Origin of the sequence: Candidatus Laterigemmans baculatus (assembly GCF_010367455.1) — a bacterium.
Lineage (GTDB): Bacteria > Planctomycetota > Planctomycetia > Pirellulales > Pirellulaceae > Laterigemmans > Laterigemmans baculatus.
In genome coordinates, this window is record NZ_WRPR01000055.1 from 1 (window position 1) to 21,129 (window position 21,129).

Annotated in this window: 16 protein-coding genes; 12 read left to right on the forward strand and 4 right to left on the reverse strand. The window is 64.0% G+C overall.

Features of this window, described 5'->3' with window-relative positions:
• The first annotated feature begins 397 nt into the window (after positions 1-397).
• The 5 genes from rpsB (at position 398) to GNK13_RS11880 (ending at position 5,785) form a co-directional block, all read left to right on the forward strand.
• Positions 398-1,159: a 30S ribosomal protein S2 gene (gene rpsB / locus GNK13_RS11860; RefSeq protein ID WP_164102743.1), complete on the forward strand. Its 762-nt coding sequence runs from the start codon at positions 398-400 to the stop codon at positions 1,157-1,159.
• Between the two features lie 229 nt (positions 1,160-1,388).
• Positions 1,389-2,234: a translation elongation factor Ts gene (gene tsf / locus GNK13_RS11865; RefSeq protein ID WP_164102744.1), complete on the forward strand. Its 846-nt coding sequence runs from the start codon at positions 1,389-1,391 to the stop codon at positions 2,232-2,234.
• A 458-nt stretch (positions 2,235-2,692) separates the two neighbouring features.
• Positions 2,693-3,454: a UMP kinase gene (gene pyrH, locus GNK13_RS11870; RefSeq protein ID WP_164102745.1), complete on the forward strand. Its 762-nt coding sequence runs from the start codon at positions 2,693-2,695 to the stop codon at positions 3,452-3,454.
• Positions 3,455-3,478: 24 nt separating this feature from the next.
• Positions 3,479-4,039 (forward strand): ribosome recycling factor, encoded by a 561-nt coding sequence (gene frr / locus GNK13_RS11875; RefSeq protein WP_164102746.1) that lies wholly within the window; start codon positions 3,479-3,481, stop codon positions 4,037-4,039.
• Between the two features lie 135 nt (positions 4,040-4,174).
• A complete protein-coding gene (locus GNK13_RS11880) occupies positions 4,175-5,785 on the forward strand; it encodes a hypothetical protein (RefSeq protein ID WP_164102747.1) in 1,611 nt (536 codons plus the stop codon).
• Positions 5,786-6,018: 233 nt separating this feature from the next.
• Here GNK13_RS11880 and zwf read toward each other — a convergent pair whose 3' ends face one another.
• Positions 6,019-7,470, reverse strand: a complete 1,452-nt coding sequence (gene zwf, locus GNK13_RS11885; RefSeq protein ID WP_164102748.1) for a glucose-6-phosphate dehydrogenase — start codon at positions 7,468-7,470, stop codon at positions 6,019-6,021.
• Positions 7,471-7,827: 357 nt separating this feature from the next.
• Between zwf and GNK13_RS11890 the strand changes: the two genes are divergently transcribed.
• Entirely contained in the window at positions 7,828-11,814 is a 3,987-nt protein-coding gene (locus GNK13_RS11890; RefSeq protein ID WP_164102749.1) for a secretin N-terminal domain-containing protein, read from the forward strand.
• A gap of 348 nt (positions 11,815-12,162) precedes the next feature.
• Positions 12,163-12,888, forward strand: coding sequence for a hypothetical protein (locus tag GNK13_RS11895; protein WP_164102750.1), 726 nt, complete (start codon positions 12,163-12,165; stop codon positions 12,886-12,888).
• Here GNK13_RS11895 and GNK13_RS11900 read toward each other — a convergent pair.
• Together GNK13_RS11900 and GNK13_RS11905 are read right to left on the reverse strand one after the other, a co-directional pair.
• Positions 12,866-13,465, reverse strand: a complete 600-nt coding sequence (locus tag GNK13_RS11900) for a pyroglutamyl-peptidase I (protein ID WP_164102751.1) — start codon at positions 13,463-13,465, stop codon at positions 12,866-12,868. The genes GNK13_RS11895 and GNK13_RS11900 overlap by 23 nt on opposite strands.
• A gap of 111 nt (positions 13,466-13,576) precedes the next feature.
• Positions 13,577-14,848, reverse strand: coding sequence for a hypothetical protein (locus tag GNK13_RS11905; RefSeq protein WP_164102752.1), 1,272 nt, complete (start codon positions 14,846-14,848; stop codon positions 13,577-13,579).
• 449 nt (positions 14,849-15,297) lie between these two features.
• On the opposite strand from GNK13_RS11905, the gene GNK13_RS11910 reads away from it, so the two are divergent.
• The 3 genes from GNK13_RS11910 (at position 15,298) to GNK13_RS11920 (ending at position 17,541) form a co-directional block, all read left to right on the forward strand.
• A complete protein-coding gene (locus GNK13_RS11910; RefSeq protein WP_164102753.1) occupies positions 15,298-15,753 on the forward strand; it encodes a YhcH/YjgK/YiaL family protein in 456 nt (151 codons plus the stop codon).
• Positions 15,754-15,791: 38 nt separating this feature from the next.
• Positions 15,792-16,052 carry a DUF4404 family protein gene (locus GNK13_RS11915; protein ID WP_164102754.1) on the forward strand — a complete coding sequence of 87 codons (261 nt, stop codon included), beginning with the start codon at positions 15,792-15,794 and terminating at the stop codon, positions 16,050-16,052.
• A 106-nt stretch (positions 16,053-16,158) separates the two neighbouring features.
• Positions 16,159-17,541, forward strand: a complete 1,383-nt coding sequence (locus GNK13_RS11920; RefSeq protein WP_164102755.1) for a Gfo/Idh/MocA family protein — start codon at positions 16,159-16,161, stop codon at positions 17,539-17,541.
• A gap of 288 nt (positions 17,542-17,829) precedes the next feature.
• Here the strand turns inward: GNK13_RS11920 and GNK13_RS11925 are convergent, their stop codons facing one another.
• Positions 17,830-18,690 (reverse strand): hypothetical protein, encoded by an 861-nt coding sequence (locus GNK13_RS11925; RefSeq protein ID WP_164102756.1) that lies wholly within the window; start codon positions 18,688-18,690, stop codon positions 17,830-17,832.
• A gap of 399 nt (positions 18,691-19,089) precedes the next feature.
• Between GNK13_RS11925 and GNK13_RS11930 the strand changes: the two genes are divergently transcribed.
• Together GNK13_RS11930 and groL are read left to right on the forward strand one after the other, a co-directional pair.
• Positions 19,090-19,410 carry a co-chaperone GroES gene (locus tag GNK13_RS11930; protein ID WP_164102757.1) on the forward strand — a complete coding sequence of 107 codons (321 nt, stop codon included), beginning with the start codon at positions 19,090-19,092 and terminating at the stop codon, positions 19,408-19,410.
• A gap of 86 nt (positions 19,411-19,496) precedes the next feature.
• Positions 19,497-21,119, forward strand: a complete 1,623-nt coding sequence (groL, locus tag GNK13_RS11935; protein WP_164102758.1) for a chaperonin GroEL — start codon at positions 19,497-19,499, stop codon at positions 21,117-21,119.
• Positions 21,120-21,129 lie beyond the last annotated feature (10 nt).

The following is a 21,129-nucleotide window of genomic DNA, read 5'->3' on the forward strand; positions in this document are numbered from 1 at the left end:
CAAAGAGAATCGCGAAAATGTTTGGGGGTGAAGGTCAAGCGATTGCCGCGATTCCCTTCGGGGGAGAGGGGGCTAAAAACTGCACGACCTCCGGGGAGAGGGTGGCGTCGTTGCGACTCACCCGATCCGCGAGCGAACCCAGTCGTCTGGGGTTGCGTCATGGTGAGAGGCGTTGACGGGGGGTAGTACGGTTCTTTAAGCTTCGCCCGGGCTCTCGGTCGTTACTTTCTCGTGGAACGGGTGTTGTCCACGAGCGCCGAGGCTGAATTCCTTTGTCGCCCGCTCCGTTGCTTGGCCGAAGGGGCCGTTGGTTCCCCTGGACGCTGCGATTTGGCTCCGAACTTTGCCGATCGAGTGATCTGTGCCGTGGCGGCGACCTCCTGGAGATTTTGGTTCGATGGCCGATTCGATCGTTAAAGACATGATTGAGGCGGGTGTGCACTTTGGACACCGCACCAGCCTTTGGAATCCGAAGATGGCTCCGTACATCTTCGGCAAGAAAAATCAGATCCACGTGCTCGACATCCGCGAGACCCTGCGGGGGCTGCTGCGGGCGAAGAAGTACCTCAGCCAAGTCGCCGCCGGCGGCAGCTTGATCCTGTTCGTCGGGACCAAGCGTCAGGCGGGGGAAGCGATCGAAGAGCAAGCGTTGCGGTGCGGAATGCCCTTTATCTCTGAGCGCTGGCTCGGTGGCACGCTGACCAACTTCCGCACGATTCGCAGCCGGCTGACTCGGCTCGAAGAGCTCGAGGCGATGCGGGAAGGCGACATGCTGGGTAACTACAGCAAGAAGATGCAGTCGGCCCTGAACCGCGAGTACCGCAAGATGTACCGCAACCTGAACGGTCTGCGGACGATGAACCGGCTGCCCGAGTGCCTCGTGATCATCGACCCGGGCAAGGAGCGGAATGCGGTGCGTGAGGCCAAGCGGCTCGGGATCAGCACCGTGGCCCTGATCGACACCGACAGCAATCCCGATCTGATCGACCTGCCGATCCCCGGCAACGACGACGGGATCCGCTCGGTCGAGCTGATCGTCAAGCAGTTGGCCGACGCGGTGATCGCCGGCAAGGGAGAAAATCCCGACGCGGCCAAGGGCGAAGCTCCGGCGGCCGAAGCGGCGACGAGCCAAACCGAGAACGAATCGGTCGCCAGCTAGAGCGGTTCTCTATCGCCGCTCGTTGGCCCCCTAAAGCTGCTCCACTGCAAAGCTGCTCCACTGGGAAGCAGCCTGTGGGCAAAATTGCCTGTCGGCATAATTGCCCGTAGGCAGCGCAGCCTGCGGGTGGGGCCGCCTGCGGGTGGGGCCGTTTGTTGAACCCGGCCGGGGACGGGTCGCTCAAACCCTACACATGTATATCTGTCAGTAATTCGAGGAGAGAGGTTGGATGTCAGAGATCACCGCAGCGGCGGTCAAGTCGTTCCGCGAGCGTACCGGACTGCCATTGATGGATTGCAAGAAGGCGCTCACCGAAGCCGGCGGTGACGAGGAAAAGGCGATTGCGCTGCTCCGCGAATCGGGCCGTTCGTTGGCCGACAAGCGTTCGGACCGCGAAACCGCTTTTGGCCGCTTCGGGTTGTACTTCGGTCAAGGCAAGTCGACTGGCGCGATGGTCGAGTTGCTCTGCGAAAGCGCCCCGGTGACCCAGAACGACGAGTTCATCCAGTTGGCCAACGACCTGGCCGAGCAATTGGCGACCGGCCCCGGCGCCTCGACCGCCGACGAGCTGCTCGCCCAGCCTTCGCCGAGCAAGTCGGGAACGACCTTGGGCGAACAGAAGGAAGATTTGTTCAACCGGATCCGCGAAGTCTTCCGCGTCGGGCGGATGGTTCGCGCCGAAGGCACCTGCGGCGGTTACTCGCACAATGCGGCCACGATCGCCGGCGTGCTGGTCCAGGTCGAAGGGGGCAACGACGAAGCGGCTAAGGACGTCGGGATGCACATCGCCGCGATGAAGCCTTCGGCCGTGTCGGGCGACGAGCTCGATTCGGCGATGCTCGACAAGGAACGGGAGTTCCTCCGCGCCGCGGCACTCAAGGAAGGCAAGCCGGAAAACATCGTCGACAAAATGGTCGAAGGTCGGATGCGGCAGTTCATCGCCGAGCGGGCGCTGCTCGAGCAGCCGTTCGTCAAGGACGACAAGCAGTCGGTGGGCGAGTACGCCAAGTCCAACGGAATGCAGATCAAGCAGTACTGGCACTGGGTGCTCGGAGAAGTCGCCGCGGCCGAATAGGCTGCGAGCCTGCCGTTAGTTCAACCCAATCGAACCCGGGTCCGAAGACGTCTTCGGCCCGGGTTTTTTTATTGCCGGGAGGCGGGAGGCGGGAGGCGGGAGGCCGGAGGCCGGAGGCGGGGGGCCACGGAAGGACACGGAAGGGCACGGAATAGTTGGAAATGATTTGAAATCTCAGATCTCAGATTCCCGGAGACCGGAGACCGGAGACCGGAGACCGGAGACCGGAGACCGGAGACCGGACTTAATCGTGCTCAGCGGAGCGGTGCTCGTAAGCGACGCTTGTGGGCACGGCTTCACTCAGGCTCCGGACCGGCGCTCGATTCGAGTACGAGGATGCAGGAAACTCGCGAGCGATTCGGGGGTTAGGGCTGGTACGAGGCGGGGCGCTGGGATGCTATAAATTCGACCTGCTCTTGCTTGTCCATCCGCATTCCCTCTCTACCCGACGAACCGCCATGCCGGAAGTTGTTGAGGACCCTGTCAAAGCGAAACCGGAGCTCCGATATCGCCGCGTGATTTTGAAGCTCAGCGGCGAGAGCCTGACTCGTTCGGGCGAGCGCGGCATTGGGGGCGACGAGGTGCACCACATCGCTCGTCAGATCCAGAGCGCCCATTCGAGCGGCTGCGAAGTGGCGGTGGTCGTCGGCGGCGGAAATATCCTGCGAGGCGCCCAATTTTCCGACAGCAACGCTTCGGTCCAAGAATCGACCGCCCACTACATGGGGATGCTGGCCACGGTGATCAATGCCCTGGCTCTTCAGGACGCGCTCGAAGCGATTGGCTGTCCGACCCGCGTCATGTCGGCGATCCGAATGGACGGCGTGGCCGAGCAGTTCATTCGTCGCCGGGCGACGCGTCACCTCTCGCGGGGACGGATCGTGATCCTCGCGGCGGGGATCGGCAGTCCCTTCGTGACCACCGACACGGCGGCCGCCCAGCGGGCCCTGGAACTGGAAGCGGACATCGTCCTCAAAGCGACTCGCGTCGATGGCGTCTACAGCGAGGACCCGGAAAAAAATCCGCACGCGATGCTGTATGATCGGCTCGATTTCGCCGAGGTCGTGGCGAAGAATCTGCGGGTCATGGATGCCACGGCGATCGCCCTCTGCCGCGAGCACGGCGTTCCGATCCTGGTATTCAATTTCAAGAAAGAGGGCAACATTGTTCGGGCCATCGCCGGCGAAAGCGTCGGCACGTGGATCGGCTTACGTCTTTAGTTTACGAACACGACAGGAAGCATCATGGCAGCTGAAGAAATCGTAATGGACGCGGAAGAGCGGATGGAGAAAGCGGTCGCCGTGCTCAAGCACAATCTCGGCGGGATCCGCACCGGACGGGCCAACGCGGGATTGGTCGACTCGCTCCGCGTGGAAGTCTACGGCTCGCACACGCCGCTCAAGCAGCTCGCTTCGATCGGGATTCCCGAGCCGCAGCAGATCGTGATCCGGCCCTACGATACGAGCACGATCAAGGAGATCGAAAAGGCGATCGTCGCCGGTGACCTGGGGCTCAACCCGCAGAACGATGGCCGCTTGATCCGGCTCAACGTTCCCCCGCTGTCGACCGATGTCCGCAAAAAGCTGGTCGCCCGCATCAAGGAGCTTGCCGAAGATGCAAAAGTCGCAATCCGCAATATCCGTCGGGACGGCAACAAAGCGGCCGACCAAGCGGAAAAAGAGAAGGAGATCAGCGAGGATGATCGTGATAAAATGAAGGCCGAAATTCAGGACCTGACGAAGAAGTACGAAGCCGAAGTCACTGAATTGGCCAAGGCCCGTGAAGCGGACGTCATGGAAGAGTAGCCGCTTGGGGGCGGTCCGCCGGGTTCCTCCAACGCAAGCGACCTTGTCACGTTGAACGCCACCGATCCTCTGCGGCTGAGTTGCCCCAAGTGTGCTGCGACGGTTCGCGCTCCGGCATCGCTCGCCGGTAAGCGCGTGAAGTGCCCCAAGTGCGGTGGGGCGATCAAAGTTCTCGGAGCCGCTCCACCGGCCGGCGACGACGACGATTGGCTCAGCCTCGATGACCCGCTCCCGCAACCCGCCACAGGGGGTTCGGCCCCTGGCCCTGCCTCCACTGGCGCTGCCGTGGGAGGAAAGCCCCCTGCGAGCCGGCCCCCTGCGGGCCAGCCCACTGCGGGCCAGCCCCCTGCGGCGGGCGGGAAACCGGCTCCGGCGGGCCCGCCCGCCGGCAAGGAGGATTGGGAGGATTGGTTCGACGATCTTCCCCCGCTGGCCGACGCCGGTCCTGCCCACCGCGGATCGGCGAGCGGCAGCGGCGGTCAGGGGCTTTCGGCGGCCGAAGAGGCAGCCCTGGCCGCGGCTGGCGGTTATGACTGGGACCAGGACGAACTCGGCAGCTCCAGTGAGTTTGGAGCGGGGGGCTCGCGGCAGGGCGGGCACCGTAAACCCGCGCCGCTGAAACCCGAGCAGCAAATCCGCGATTCAATTCCAACCAACTCGGGCGGCGCCGCGCCGAGTCGCGTCGCGGCAGGCCCGGCCGCTCCGACCGCTCCGACCGCCCCGAACCGCAGCGCAACGGGGGCACCGAGCGAGTACCGGGCGAAATGCCCGGTCTGCGGGTCGATCATCTTTGTCCGCCCCCAGCAAGCCGGGCGGAGCGTCCGCTGCAGCGACTGCCACAGCAATTTCGTGATTCCTCCGCCGCCGGTCGCTCCGGTGGCCAAGCCCAAAGTCGACGTCGATCGGTTCGAGGCGTTTCAGTTGAGCGAAGCGGCCGAGGAGCGAGATCCGTCGGTCGCCCCCGGATTCAAATCGGCTGCGGAGTATTTGCGGGCGGCCGAGGATGCGGAGGTCGAAGAGGAGCGGGCCGGCGAATACGACAACCCCGATGTGCGAGGGTGGCTCCGCGGGATCTTTGGGATCTTCCTCGACCCGTCGGTCGCCGCCTACTGGCTGATGCTGTCGTTGCTCGGAGCGCTCCCGGGGATGCTCGCCGTGGCGCTCGGCCATCCGGTCGTGCTGATCATCAGCCTAGCCCTGTTGGTTGTTTACGGCTCGTTGGTGGTCGCCTGCGGGTTTTCGATTCTGGAGTCGGTGGCCGGCGGCCAGCGGCGTGTCGACGAGTGGCCGGTTTTCAATCCGGCCGAGTGGATTGGGCACGCCTTGATCGCCCTGGCCGCGATCGCCCTCAGCGGGTTGCCCGGCGCGGTGCTTGGCTATCCGGTGTTTGGCCCGCACCTCGGCTCGGTCGCGCTGGTCATGTTCAGCATCTACCTCCTGTTTCCCTACGTCCTACTCTCGATGCTCGACAACGGCACGCCGTTCATGCCAGTTTCGGGCGAAGTCACGAAATCGGTGACGCGGTGCAAAGATGCGTGGGGATCGCTCTACTTTTCGTCGATGCTGTTGTTCTTCTTCCAGTTCGTCCTGACCGCCGGGCTCTCGCTGATGCCGGCGGTCGCCGCAGTGTTTTTCAACTCCGTGCTCTGGGTCGGACTGGTCTTTGTCTACTTTGCGATGATCGGCCGGCTGGCCTTCGAGATCGGCCAACCGATCAACGTCGAGGACGAAGAGGAAGAGCCGTAGAGGGGGCTACTTCAGCACTAGCTATTTCAGTACGAGCTACTTCAGCACTAGGCTCTGTTAGAAAACCGGGAACGACACCCTCCCCCCGGGAGGGTCGCGAGGAACGAGCGGGGAGGGTGATGCGCGACGTAGAGCCTCGGCGCGGCCGAATTCAGCAGCCCTCCCCGGGCCTGAGAGCCCGACCCTCCCGGGGGGAGGGTAATGGTGAAATGGCGGTTTTTGACAGAGCTTAGCTATTTCAGCACGGGGCAGACGTCGAACCATTCGCGGCCTTGGCTCCGCATCCAGTCGGTGGAAGTCTCGGGACCCCAAGCGCCGGCCTTGTAGAGCTCCAGCGGTGGAGCGGCGGGGCTGCGCCAGGCGCCCAAGATCGGGTCGATGATGCCCCAGGCTAGCTCGACCTCGTCGCTCCTGGCAAACAGGCTAGCGTCGCCGTTCATTGCGTCGAGCAGCAGCCGCTGGTAGGCGTCGGGCAGATCGCCGTGGGTCGACTGGTGGAAGCGGAAATCGAGCGGACTCATCCGCGTTTTCATTTCCGCATCGGGGACCTTGGTCTGGAAGTGCAGCTGGATGCCCTCGGCCGGTTGGACTTGGATCACCAACCGATTCGCCTCGGGCTCGCGAATCTTCGCTCCGAACAGCAGGTGCGGCGGCTGACGGAACTGGATCACGATCTGGGTCGTGCGGCACGACATTGCCTTGCCGCTGCGGAGGTAGAACGGGACGCCCCGCCACCGCCAGTTGTCCAGGTGCAGTTTGAGCACCGCGAAAGTCTCGGTCGGGCTCTCCGGCGGGACGCCCTCCTCGTCGCGATAGCCACAGTACTGTCCGCGAACCGTGTCTTGGGCGAAATCGCCGCCCCGCTGCGGCCGCACGCTGTGCAGCACTTTGACTTTCTCGTCGCGAACGAGATTCGCGTCGAACCGCGCCGGCGGTTCCATCGCGGTGATCATCATCAGCTGCAGCAGATGGTTTTGGAACATGTCGCGAAGGATCCCCGCCTGGTCGTAGTACCCGGCGCGGCGGCCAATCTCGACCTCCTCGGCCACGGTGATCTGCACGTGGTCGATGTAGTTGCGGTTCCAGAGCGGTTCGAAAATGGTGTTGGCAAACCGCAGCACGAACATGTTCTGGACCGTTTCTTTGCCCAGATAGTGGTCGATCCGGTAGATCTGATCCTCGCGAAAAACGCGATGGATCGAGGTGTTGAGGGCGCGGGCGGTTTTCAGATCGGTGCCAAACGGTTTTTCGATCACCACCCGCCGACTCCCCGCCGAATCCTCGGCCAAGCCGGCCCGCCCGAGCTGGACGATCGCTTCCTCGTACAACTGTGGCATCGTCGACAAGTAGTAGACCCGGTCGGCCCCCTGCTCCGGTTCAATCGACTCGAGGAACTTCCCCAGCTTGCCAAAGTCGTCCGCGTCTTTGATGTCGCCCGAGTGATAAAACACGTTCTCGCGGAAGGCGTGCCAGGTTTCGGTGTCGAACCCATCGCCCGTGAATTTCTTGGTGCTTTCGGCCAGCTGGTCTCGCCACTGTTCGTGCTCGAACGGGCTTCGCGACACGCCCACGATTCGCGTCTCGGCTGGCAGCTGTTGCTTCTGAAACAGCCGGTAGAGGGCCGGGATCAGCTTGCGGCTGGTCAGGTCCCCGGACGCTCCAAAGATGATGATTGTGTGAGCCATGAGGGAGTGTCGCTTGAGTAGTCGTGAGCTGGGAGTCGGCTGGGCGTCGGCTGCGGTTGGGGCCTCGAATCACTGTAACGATTTGAGGGAGCGATTGAAGAAGGGTCTTTCCGGCGGCTTGCCGGGACCGCGACAACCGGCACCGCTTTCCCAGATTGACACCGGGGGGCGGTTTCTGGGGCCGATTTGATGATCGGCCCCCCCACAAAGTGACGATTGTGACGGTAATGCTCGTCGTGCCGAGGGGACGGATCCGGCGGGTTACTCCAGGCGACGGGGTTGCGCCAGGCACAACGGGCGGTGCCGCAGCCTTGGTCACTCGATTTCTTCGGAATTACCGCGACCCGAACGATGTGTATGAAATTCCAACAGAGAGCTACGGCCATCGTGGGTGCCGCGCTGGTCTCAGCGGCGACGGTCACTTCCGCACAGCAACCGTCGGCGCCGCTGCCCCAATCGTCGAATCGGCCCGCTTCGGCGCGGTTGGCTCCAGCGTCGAACTTGCCCGCCGCCTCCACTCGCTCGGCACCGGCAGCCGGGGTCTCGCAAGTCGCTCAAGCGACCGCTCGGCCGACGCTGCGGACCCATCGCTTGCCTCCGGAGCGGCTCAGCGACATCGCCACCTCGCTGGGCCTCAAGTACGGCTACACGCCGGGGATCACGGTCACGGCCGACACTCCGCGGGGCGAGCTACTGGTCTTGGCACCGCCGCCGATGCAGGTGCAGATCGAGGGGGAAATCCGCCAGATGCTCGCCTCCGGAGTGGTCGAGCGGAACGGGCGGGCCGTCTCCACCGGGATCACTTCGCGGCAGTTTCCGCTCGAGCGGATCAGTTGGCGGGAGTTCGAAGATTCGCTGCAGCGCGTCGCCGGCGGGGGGCTGCCGATGACGACGCGGCGGAACGGCGAGCTGGCTTCGTTCGAGCTGGTCGATCAGCCGATCGGTCGGGCGACGGTCGAGGTGGATCGGCGGAGCAATTCGGTCACGGTGGTCGCTCCCGAGCCGGTCATGAATGGCTGGCAACAAATGATCCAGGCGCTCGACCTCGGCACGCAAGGGCCCGGCGAAGTGCTGGAGATGGTCCGGATGCAGAACGCGGAACCGGCACCGATCCAGCGCGCGATCCGCTTGCTGCAGCAACTCGACCCGCAAGCCGGGCTCGAGGAGGCGGCGGTCGGAGTCGCTCGCGCCGGAAGCCCGTTCCACGGCGCTCGGTTCGCCGCGCAGGACCCGGCCGACCCCAATCCGCAGCAGGGCCCCAATCCGCAGCAGGGGGCCAATCCCCAGCAGGACATCGGCCCTCAAGAGGGAGGCCGCCAAGGAGCAGGTCAAGCGATCGATCTGAATGCCGCGGCTGGGATCATCGCTGAAACCGGAGAGGGGGGCCTGTTCGGTGACGTGCAGATCCAGTTCGTGCCGGAGCTGGGGATCATCATCGTTCGCGGAGCCCAACGGGACGTCCAGCGGGTGATGGAAGTGATTAAGGAGATCGAACAGCAGAGTGCGATCACGCAGCCCGAGGTCGAGGTCTACCCGCTGCAGCACGTCGACAGCGAAGCGGTCGCTGAGCTGGTCGAACAGCTCTACACCGACGTCCTCGCGAGCCGTGGTGCGGCGCTCAGCGTCACCGCCCTGGTGCGGCCCAACGCCCTGTTGCTGGTCGGCCGCCGCGAAGCGATTGCCAGCGTCAAGGAGCTGCTCGCCGAACTCGACCAGCCCACCGAACCGTCGGCCACGCTGCGGATTTTCCGGCTCGAACATGCGTCGGCGACCGACGCTGAAGAGACGATTCGCGAATTTCTCACCGCTCGGCCCGGCAGCGACGACGAGCTTCGCCCGGTGCTCGGGACGCGGGTTCGGATCGTCGCCGACTACCGGACCAACAGCTTGATCGTCCAAGCCGCTCCACGCGATCTGGAAGAAGTCGCCAAGCTGATTTCCGAGCTGGACGTGCGGACCGTGCCGGCCCAGAACGAAGTCCGCGTGTTCCAGCTGCGAAACGCGCTGGCCGACGATCTGCAACCGATCCTGCAAGAAGCGATCACGGGTGAAACCGATGCCGCCGGACCGGAAGGGTTCACTCGCCCCAACACCTCGCTCTCGATCCTCGCGGTCGATGCAGACGGAGCGCGGCTGATCGACTCGGGACTGTTGACCGGAGTCATCGTGACCGCCGATGCCAACGCCAACGCGCTCGTCGTGCGGGCTCCGAGCAGCAGCATGCCGCTGATTGGCGAGCTGATCCGCCAACTCGATCAGCTTCCCGGAGCGGAAACGGTCGTCAAAGTCTTTCAGCTGGAGAACAGCGATGCGACCGCGCTGACTCAGGCTCTGAGCGATCTGTTCGGGGCTCAACAAGGGCTCGGTGGAGGCGGATTCGGTGGCGGCGGGGCGGCGGGTCGGCTTAACTTGGCTCCGGCCGCCGCTGGGGAGAGCTCGCTCGTGCAACTGCGGTTTGCCACCGACGTCCGCACCAACAGCGTGATCGCCGCCGGGGCGATCCGCGATCTGGAAGTCGTCGAAAGCATGCTGCTGCGGCTCGACACCGAGGGCTTTGCCGAGCGGATTACCGAAGTCATCTGGTTGAAAAACGCCAATGCCGAAGCGGTGGCCGCGGCGATCCAAGAGTACGTCGATCGGCGACGCCAAGGGGTGCTGCAAATCCAGCAGGCCCAGCAAGGCGGGCTGGGGGTCTATGACGCTGTGGAACGCGATCTCGTTGCGGTTCCTGAAATCGTCAGCAACAGCATCCTGCTCAGCGTCTCGCCTCGACTCTACGACACGGTCCGCCGCGTCATCGACCAGCTCGACCGGCGGCCGCCGATGGTGATGGTCAAAGTCCTGTTGGCCGAAGTTTCGCTCAGCGACGGGTTTGAATTCGGGACCGAGTTCGGCACCCAAGACTCGTTGCTGTTCGACCGTGGCGTGGCGATGGCCGGTTCGCCTCCGTCGACTCCCGGCTTCAATTTCAATAACGCGGGTGTTCCCAACGCGAACCAGCTCGACTCGGGTGAGGTGGCCGCTCAGACGCTGAGCACCTTTGGGCTCGGGCGTGCCAGCCAGCAGTTTGGTTACGGCGGGTTCGTCTTCGCCGCGGCCAGCGACTCGATCAGTCTGCTGCTTCGCACGCTCCAAGACGCCCAGCGATTGCAGATCCTCAGCCGTCCGATGATCGTAACCCGCGACAACACCGAAGCGCTCGTGCAAGTCGGGCAGACCGTCCCCCGCGTCACCGGCGTGACGCAGGGAGGCGGCTTGGTCGCTCCGACGATCCTGATCGAGGATATCGAAGTCGGTTTGATCTTGCGGGTGCTGCCACGAGTCGGTGCCGACGGATTGATCCGCATGGACATCGACGCCGAACGGTCCGCCGTCGGTCCGGTCTCGCAAGGAATTCCGGTCGGCTTCGGGGTCGAAGGGGAACCGATCCTCAGCCCGCTGATCGATCGGACTCGGGCCCAGAGCACGCTGACGGCGTTCTCCGGTCAGACGATCGTCTACGGCGGTTTGATCCAGAAACGCCGCAGCCAGTTCAGCCGCCGCGTGCCCTACATCTCCGACATTCCGATCCTTGGGTTGCTGTTCCGCTACGATCAAGAGATTGAATCGCGGAGCGAGCTGCTGGTCGTGATGACGCCGATGATCATCAACGGCGACGAAGACGTGGAGTACATCAAGCAGGTCGAGTCGAGCCGCATGAGCTACTGCATCGCCGACGTCGTCGAGATGCACGGAGACGTCGGGCTCAGCGGTGGGTATGGACTCTGGGGACCGGCTGTCGGTCCGGTGATCTACCCCGACCTGACCCCCACGATCGACGACATCAACTTGCACTGCTTGCCCAGCGGAGCAGCGGCCGATCCAAACGGGCTCGGACCGAATCCCGAACTGGCTCCCGAGGCGGTTCCGGGCGGGCCCTATCCGGGCGAGACTTATCCGGGCGGGCCATATCCGGGCGGGCCCATGCCCAGCGGCCCCTATCCGAGCGGCTCCTATCCCGGTAACTCCTATCCCGGTAACTCCTATCCGGGCGGCCCCGCACCTGGGATGCAGCCGAACGTGGTCCCCGGAGCCGATTACCCGCCGCCCCCGCCGCCGCGCGGACCGGAGTACTACCCGAACGGTGGAGTGACGCCCGAGGGGCAGTACATCCCGCCGCCGAGCCCGCCGGTCCGGCCGCCGCTTGGAACCGAGCCGGTCGACGGCATGCCGAGCGTGGTCGAACCCGCTCCGCCGGTAACTCCGGCGGGCCACGTCCAGCAAGCCCGGCATCTCGGCCCCGCCCCTGGCGGTCTCCCCAGGCGACCGAGCGGGCAACCACAACGGATTCCCTCGATTCGCTGAGGCGGCCTCACGTTATCCATCCGCTGCCCTTCACCGACACCCTCCCAGGGGGCATTGATCTCTACACAAGTCGCACGACCTATCATCACCCTCCCCCCGGGAGGGTCGAGCGTCAGCGAGGGGAGGGAGAGCAATCCCTAGCGATCGCCCCAAGTGAAACTCACCGTTGCGGAAACCCTCCCCGCTCGTTCCTCGCGACCCTCCCGGGGGGAGGGTGTTGGCTGTGCCTTTTCTAGCCCTTGGACTTGTGTAGAGACCAATGCTCGGGGGGGGGGCGCGTTCAGGTTTTCTGACAGTGCCTAGTCCAGCTTTTTGCTACCGTTACGTTACTACTCGGGAACTCGATCGATGCGTGCCCTCCTGATCGCCGCTTGTTGCGTTCTGACCTGCGGCGGCTGTACCACGTTGCCGAGCAGCGATGGATTCAAGTGGAGCAATCCCTTTAGCAAAAAAGACAAGCCGCCCGAGCCGTATCCGAATCCGGTCAAGATGGCGACGACCTGGACGCCCGATACGCTGACCAGCGTGGGCAAAACTCCGACCCGGGGCTTTGGAGGACGCGTCTTCTTTTACAACGAGAAGAGCCAGCCGGTTCCGGTCGAAGGGGAGCTGAGGATCGTCGGCTATGCGGAGTCGGATCACCCGAGCGCGCCGCCGCAGGTCAAGCAGTTCGGTTTCAAGCCGGAGCAATTCACCCAGCACTTCAGCCAGTCCGACTTCGGGGCTTCCTATAGCTTCTGGATTCCTTGGGACGCCGACGGCGGGCCGCAGCAGCGGATCACGCTCGTCCCCTCGTTCACCTCCAAAGAGGGAAAGACGATCCAGGGAACGCCCACCGCCGTGCTGCTCCCGGGACCGAGCGAGGAGTCGTTGGCGCGGGCCAACGCGTCGCAAGAGATCCAGGTGAAGCGGTACAGCGGTCCCGGCATTCCCTACAGCCCGCCGACGGGCGGAGTCCAGCAGACGGGCTACAGCGGGTTTGAGGGACAAGCGGTCCCGACGCGGCCCCGCAGCGGATTGACGACGACGACGATTCCGCTCGGCCCGTCGTTCAACCGTCGCCCGGGGCGGTGAGCAGATCGGTGAGGATCACCGTCAGCGCGGCGGCCATCATCGGGAGGCTCATCGAGGCCAGCGGCGGGCGGTCGGGCAATCGCTTCGCCGCTTGCTGCGGTGCCAACGGAAGATGCACAAAACCCACCTGGGTTGGCAGGGCTCGCTGAGCGACCAGGTGTTGGCTGAGGTACAGGATCGCGTTGCAGATATGGATCCCCGCGTCGCGAGAGACGACCGTGGGAATGCCCTCGGCGACGAGCTTCTGCGACCACCGCCCCATGGGCAACGTGGTCCGGTAGGCCAGCGGCGCGCCTTCGATCAACGGCGTCTCGGCGGTGGTGGCGTTCAGACCGATCGTCTCAAGCTGGATCGCCGCAGTGCCTGGCGACTGGCCCAGGTGGAGCACGTAGTCGTAGCCGACCGTCAGATCTTCGTTGAGCCGGTGGGTCATCTCGGTGAGATCCACCGGGTAGCGGCGGGTGACGACTTTCCCACCGCTGTCAAACCACCGCGTCAGCTCGACCAACGTCAGCCAGCTGCTGTTCTCCGGCCACTCGTGGTACGGCTCAAAGGCGGTGAGCAGGATGCGTGGCATGGGGGAAGCGGCAGCCGCGGACGGAAAGAAGCGGACAGCGGGGGCCGCTGTGTTGGCTCCCACCGCGGCAACCGACGCGTCGCCGCTGTGGGATTATAGTTCGCTCCGCGGTCACTCGGCCGACTTTTTCAACTTCCAGCCGACCGGCTGCGTCCAGGCCTGCTTCTTCTGGCCTTCGAATGAGGGGTCGTCGGCCGCGGCGCTCGAGGTCACGACGGCTCGCACGTACAACTCGTTACCCGTCAGCGTGTAGCTCGACCGCAAGGCGTCGGAGCTGGCCAGCGTCGCACCGATCTTTTCCGGAGCCACTTCCTGCCCCGCCTCGGGAGCGAGCGAAGCGATGAACTCGGTGCGGTAGGTCTCGCCGTCGACCGGATCGATTTCGACGGTCAAGGTTTTCGACTCCGCGTCGTACTCGACGCTCTGCAGCGTGACGCCGCTCGAAGCGTAGAAGTCGCCGCGCTTGATCGCGCGAATCAGGTGCTCGGGCGTGAGGAAGCGGGCGTGGACCATCACCCAGCCGCGGCCCATTCGGCTGCCACCGTTGCCGTGGTAGTCGTGCGTGTCGTCGGTGGCGATCCCCATCAGCGGTTCGGCGTTGAGAACCGCCAGGCGAAGGACGTTGGCCAGGTCCCAAAACCGCTCGACCGACGGCCGCTCGGCGTCTCCCAAGTGATTTACGCCGGGGTGACCGTTGTAGACTTCGAAGAATTTTTCGCCCGTGACGTGGGCCAGGTCTTCGGGAGTGATCGCCCAGCCAAAGTTCGGATGGTTCAAGTGCAGCAACATCTCGCGGCCGAGCCGTGCGGCTTGTTCTTCGACGCTGCGAAAATTGTTAGCGATCGCTTCACGAACCGTTTCGCCTCCGAGCGGTTCGATCACTTCGGCGACGTTCGTCACGTTCATGTGGACCGGTTTCCCTTCGGCTCGGTCGCTGATCTCTTCCGAGGGGATCATGATGAATCGCCCCCGCTCTTCGAGCACATAGCGGAACTCGTCGAGCGGTTTGAGCCGGACTTCCAGATCCTCTCCCTCGCCCCGGGTTTCGACCCAGTGATCACCAAACCGAGCCCGGTACTTCGGCAACGCTTCGCCGCCGCCGCGACTTTCGATCTGCCCGACTTTCATCCACCGCATGCCTTGGCTGAGCACGTTGTGATCGGAAAGGGCCAAAAAGTTGTAGCCATGGGTCCGATACCACTCGCCGGCCATCTCGGGGAAATGATCGCCGTCGCTCCACAGCGTGTGCGTGTGCAGGTTCCCCTTCCACCACCGCAGCGGCGGATCGGCGGGAACCGCGTCCTCGCCGCGAGACGCCGAAACCGACAAAGCTCCGGAAACGGCCAGAGTCAGAACCAAAATGACCGACAGCATCGAACGCATCGCGAGGGCACCTGCAGCGAAAAGGAAGGCGGGGGAACGAACGCTCGCCGCGTCCGTCCCAGGATGTGGGGCTCGCATTATACTTTCGCCACCCACCGCCGGCGCACGCGGCTTCTCACCATCACCCTCCCCGCGGGAGGGTGTCGGTCAGATCTTCGGCCAAGGCTACCCCTACTAATGAATCAGCCGCCACGCGCTAGCGTCCGGTTCTTGCGGCGTTTTCGAGAACCGGGGGCTAGCGCCCGGCGGCTGATGAATAATCCGGGCTAGCGTCCGGTGTTCCCCCGCGTTTGTGGGAACCGGGGGCTAGCGCCCGGCGGCTGATGAATTCTCCTCGCCCGCGGGTTCCGGCTGCCGAGTGGTCCGCACGCAGCAAGGGGCTTATCGACTGAAGTTTCAGAGCCGATAATTGAACGGGTCCTTCCGTCCCTCCCTCAGCGGGCTTCATAATGATTCTCGATCGCCTCGAACGCGCCGACCGTTATGTGCGCCTGCACCGCCAATTTGCCGCCGCGTTGGAGTTCTTGCGGAAGCCGGAACTCGCCGAAATCTCCAGCGGTCGCCACGCGATCGACGGCGAACAGCTGTTCGTGATCATCGAGCAGGTCGATGGGCGAGGCCGAGACGGGGCCCGCGTCGAATACCACCGCCGCTACATCGACATCCAGTACCTCATCGGCGGAACCGAGCAGATCGGCTGGATCTCTACCGACGATTGTCACACCAGCGAACAGCCGTATGATCCGCAGTCCGACTTCGGACTTTACGCCGACGCCCCGTCGACGTGGCTGACCCTTGAGCCCGGCATGCTGGCGATTTTTTTTCCCGAGGATGGCCACGCTCCACTGGCCGGAAGCGGCTCAGCGCACAAGGCGATTGTGAAAGTCGCGGTCGACGATTTGTAGGGCGTGAATGTGCTGGAACCTTGAAAGCTGAGGAGCAAATGAGCGAAGCGCACTTGAAAGAATTGCTGGCCGAGCTGCATCAAGAATTGTCCGAGACGGAGAATCTTTCGGACGAGCAAGTCGCCGAACTGCGGGCGGCGATGGAGGAGATCGACGACGCGTTGCGGCGGAGCGGTCGGCGGTCGGGCGGGTTGGAGGAGACGTTTCGCGAAGTGGCCAGCCGCTTGGAGCAGTCCCATCCACGGCTGACGCATGCGGTCGGCCGAGTCGCTGACGCGCTCGCGCAAATTGGCATCTGAGCGATTCCCGGGCGGAAAGCGGGCCCCGGGCGAAGCGCGGCCCCCGGGCGGAATTTGGGAGGTTAGAATAGCGGCTCCCTTCCCGCCTCCTCCGGAGAATCCCGCCATGGTCCTTCGCTCGTCGGTTTCTCGTCGTCGGTTCCTCACCCAAAGCTCGATGCTCGGAGCGGCCGCCGGGCTCGGCTCCTCCATGCTGGGGTCATCGTCGCTGCCATCAAACGCGCTGGCTGCGGCCGATTCGCCCAATGAAAAATTGAACGTGGCCTTCATCGGGGTTGGAGGACGCGGGGGAGCCAATCTGAACTCCATCACCGCCGACCCCTCGGTGAACGTGGTCGCGCTCTGCGATGTCAGTGAAAGCCATCTTCGCGCGGCGGCCGACAAGTATCCCCAGGCGAAGCAGTTCCGGGATTTCCGCCGACTCTACGACGACGCCGCAGCAATCGACGCCGTCGTCGTCAGCACCCCCGAACACACCCACGCCTTCGCGACGATGCCGGCGCTCGAGCTCGGCAAGCACGTCTACTGCGAAAAGCCGCTCGCCCACAACATTGGCGAAACGCGGAAGCTCACCGAGGCCGCCAAGCGTGCCGGGGTCGCCACGCAGATGGGGACTCAAATTCACGGAATGCCGAACTACCGCCGCGTCGTCGAGCTGATCCAGTCGGGGGCGATCGGACCGGTCCGCGAAGCCCATGTGTGGGTCTCTCGCGCCTGGGGCCTGCAGAGCAAGCAGGAAGCCGAACAGAATAAGGACATCGTCTTCGTCACCGAACGGCCGCGGGAAGCGATGCAGCCCCCGGCGGATCTCGATTGGGATCTGTGGCTCGGCCCGGCGCCGAAGCGGCCCTATCACGAGGTTTATATGCCGGGGCCGAAATGGTACCGCTGGTGGGACTTTGGCAGCGGCACGATGTCGGATCTCGGCAGCCACTGGAACGACCTTCCCTTCTGGGCGCTCAAGCTCGACGCCCCGCGAACCATCGAAGCGATCGGTCCCAAGCCGCATCCGGAGATCGCTCCCGCTTCGATGACCGCGATCTATCAGTACGGTCCCCGCGGCGAAATGCCCGCCTGCCGCGTGACCTGGCACCAAGGCACCCACCGTCCCGAGATCTGGAAAGTGGGCAAAATTCCCCAGTGGAACAATGGGGTGCTGTTCATCGGCGACTCGGGGATGCTGCTCGCCGACTACGGCAAGCACCTGTTGCTGCCGGAGGATAAGTTCGTCGACTTCGAACGTCCCGAACCGTTCATTCCCGACTCGCCTGGCCACCACCAGGAGTGGGTGATCGCTTGCAAGACTGGAGCGGCGACCGGCAGCCCGTTTAGCTACGCCGGACCGCTGACCGAAGCCAACCACCTCGGCAACGTCGCCTTCCGAGCAGGCAAGAAACTCGAATGGGACGCCGCGGCGATGCGGGCCACGAACTGCCCCGAAGCCGACGCCTTCATCAGCCGCGAACCCAGAAAAGGTTGGAGCCTTTGAAAGAAGGTTTCAGGTAGCAGGTTTTTCATCGTACTCGTACTCAGCGCAGCGGTACTCGTACTCGTACTCGAATCCGGTCCAGCGATTTCCACAATCCCGACTCGAGTACCGCTGTGCTGAGTACGAGTACCGCTGTGCTGAGTACGAGTACCGCTGTGCTGAGTACGAGTACCGCTTCGCTGAGTACGAGTACCGCTTCGCTGAGTACGAGTACCGCTTCGCTGAGTACGAGTACCGCTTCGCTGAGTACGAGTACCGCTTCGCTGAGTACGTCCTGCTACCTGAACCCTAGCTCCCCCCCATCCACTCGACGATCATCAGTCCTAGACCGCTGAGGGTGGTGAAGAAGCCGAGGGCGTAGACGAGGCCCACGACCGGGTGCTCGGAGAGTTGGCCGAGGAATTTGTGCCACAGGAAGAGGGTCGTCAGGCCGGAGCCGGCCGACTCCATGAAGCCGACGACCGTCAGCCAGAGCCGCGCGATGCCCTGCAGCACCAAGCCGGTGATGATGCAGCCCCACACGATCGACGGATTGGCGGCATAGGTCTTGAGCGTGAGGGCCAATCCGGTCGCTTCCTCACCGGCCGAAGCGGCGTTGACGATCGAGACCGCCGCGAAGGTGAAGAACGAGACGAAGACGAGCATGACGGCCAGGAACCAGCCCGGCATTCCCGCATTGTTGGTGCGGTAATTCATCTGCTCGTGCTCTTTCATGTCGGCGACCGCTTTGTCGAGCTGGTAGTGCCCGAGTCCGCCGCTGGCCACTTGAGCCTTCGCCTCCTGGTAGCCCGAGAGCCTTTCGCCGGTCTGCAGGTTCATCCCGCAGTTGGTGCACAGGACCGTTCCCGGCTTGATCGATCCTCCGCAGGCCGGGCAGGTGGGGCCGCTGGCCGCCCGCAGCCCCTCTTCTTCGAACAGGTCGTCGAGCCCGCCGGCCGGCGCGGCCGCCGCGGGGCGGGCGGCCATCGTCGCAGCCGGACGGCCCGGGGCGGCGGAACGCGTCCCCCCAGCAGGAGCGCCAGCAGCTGCGGGAGCGGCTGCCGGGACGCGGACGGTCTGCTGGCAAGCGGGGCATTTCACCGCTTTGCCGGCGAACTCGTCTTTGACGGCCATCGATTTGCCGCAGGCACACTGAACGCGAATCGGCATGGTTCGGATTGATCGGAAGCGAGGGGGAGGAGAGCGGGTGGGGGAGCCACTCGCTCATCTTAATCGATTCGAGGATAAGAATCGCGGGAGTTGTGGGAATCTCGGTTGGGGGGAAGGTGGCTTCCGCCTCACCGCCGATCGTCCCCGTCTGGCTTCTCCTGCCACACTGACAGCAACTGCCGGCACGACGCCGAGCGGAACGGGACGAAAACGCGGCAAGTCTTTTGCTGTCAATGCTTTGCGCGTTGTTCTTTGGCTCGTGGCACGCCGCTTGCTTCGAGGGGGGACTCAATGCTTTGACTGTCAAACGCGGTTCGCTGAAGGTGCATCCACGACGCCCGCAGCGGCCCTCTTTCACACGACCGTTTCGATTAATTATTCCCTGGAGGTGAGACGGAAATGGCGACTGCCACACAGAAACCGAAGACCAGCGTCAAATTGCAACCGATCGGCGAGCGGATTGTTTTGCAGCGGGAAGAGGGCGAGGACGTGACCAAGGGGGGAATCGTGCTCCCTGATTCGGCGAAGGAGAAGCCGGCCCGCGGGACGGTCGTGGCGCTCGGGACGGGCAAGCTGCTCGACGATGGGACGCGGTCGAAGAGCCAGTTGAAGGAAGGCGACCGCGTGCTCTTCAGCAGCTACGCGGGCGAGACCGTGGAGATCGGCAACGTCGAGTACCTGTTGATGCGCGAGGACGACGTCCTGGCTGTCATCGGCTGATTCTGCGATCGGCTGATTTTGTGAGCGGCTAATTCCTTCGGTCGCAGGTTCCCCACCTCAATTCACCACCCAATTTATAGACCACCATGGCAAAGATTATTGCGTTTGATCAGGAAGCCCGCGAATCGATCCGCCGCGGCGTCAACAAGCTGGCCCGCGCCGTCAAGGTCACGCTCGGTCCCAAGGGCCGCAACGTGGTGCTGCAGAAGTCGTTCGGCAGCCCGACCGTGACCAAGGACGGGGTGACGGTTGCCAAGGAGATCGATCTGGAAGATCCGTTCGAGAACATGGGAGCTCGGATGGTTCGCGAAGTCGCCAGCAAGACCAGCGACGTCGCCGGCGACGGAACCACCACCGCCACGGTGCTGGCCGAAGCGATCTTCAACGAAGGGCTCAAAGCGGTTGTCGCCGGTGTGAACCCGATCCAGATGAAGCAGGGCATTGAGCGGGCCGTCAGCGATCTGACCGATCGGTTGCACAAGATGGCGGTCAAAGTCAAAGACAAAGAGGCGATGGCCAACGTCGCCACGATTGCCAGCAACAACGATCGCGAGATCGGCAACCTGCTGGCCGACGCGATGGAGAAGGTGGGTAAGGATGGCGTGATCACGGTCGACGAAGGCAAGAGCCTGCAGACCGAGCAGGAATGGGTCGAAGGGATGCAGTTCGACCGCGGCTACCTCTCCCCCTACTTCGTGACCGATTCGACCAGCATGGAAGCGGTCCTCGAGGACTGCTACATCCTGGTCTTCGAAAAGAAGATCTCGAACATCAAGGACCTCGTGCCGCTGCTCGAGCAGGTCGTCCAGCAGGGCAAGCCGCTGTTGATCGTCGCTGAAGACGTCGACGGCGAAGCCCTCGCGACGCTCGTCATCAACCGCCTCCGCGGGACCTTCACCTGCTGTGCGGTCAAGGCTCCGGGCTACGGCGACCGCCGCAAGGCGATGATGGAAGACATCGCCATTCTGACCGGCGGGCAAGCGATCTTCGAAGCCCTCGGCACCAAGCTTGAGAGCGTCACCTTGGCCGACCTCGGCCGCGCCAAGAAGGTGATCGTCGATAAGGACAACACGACGGTCATCGAAGGGGCGGGCAAGAGCAACGACATCAAGGCTCGGATCGACCAGATCCGCCGCGAGATCGAGAACAGCACCAGCGACTACGACAAAGAAAAGCTGGAAGAGCGGCTCGCAAAGCTGGCCGGTGGCGTCGCCAAGGTGAACGTCGGGGCCGCGACCGAGTCGGAAATGAAGGAGAAGAAGGCCCGCGTCGAAGACGCCCTGCACGCCACCCGGGCTGCGGTCGAAGAGGGCATCCTGCCGGGCGGCGGCGTGGCCCTGCTGCGTGCGGCCAGCCAAGTTTCGCCGAGCGAAGATTGCAGCACGGACGAGAAGGTCGGTTACAACATCGTCCTCCGCGCCTGCCGCGCTCCGCTGACCATGATCAGCGAAAACGCTGGCCAGGACGGCGGGATCGTCTGCGAGCGGGTGGTCGAGAGCAAGGGCAACCACGGCTACAACGCGCTGACCGACACCTACGAAGACCTGGTCAAAGCCGGGGTCATTGACCCGACCAAGGTGACCCGCACCGCCCTGGCCAATGCGGCCAGTGTCGCCACGCTGCTGCTGACCAGCGACGCGCTGATCGTCGACAAGCCGAAGGCCGAGAAGGGCGGCAAAGGCCACGGCGGCGATCACGACATGTACTAGGATCGCCGTG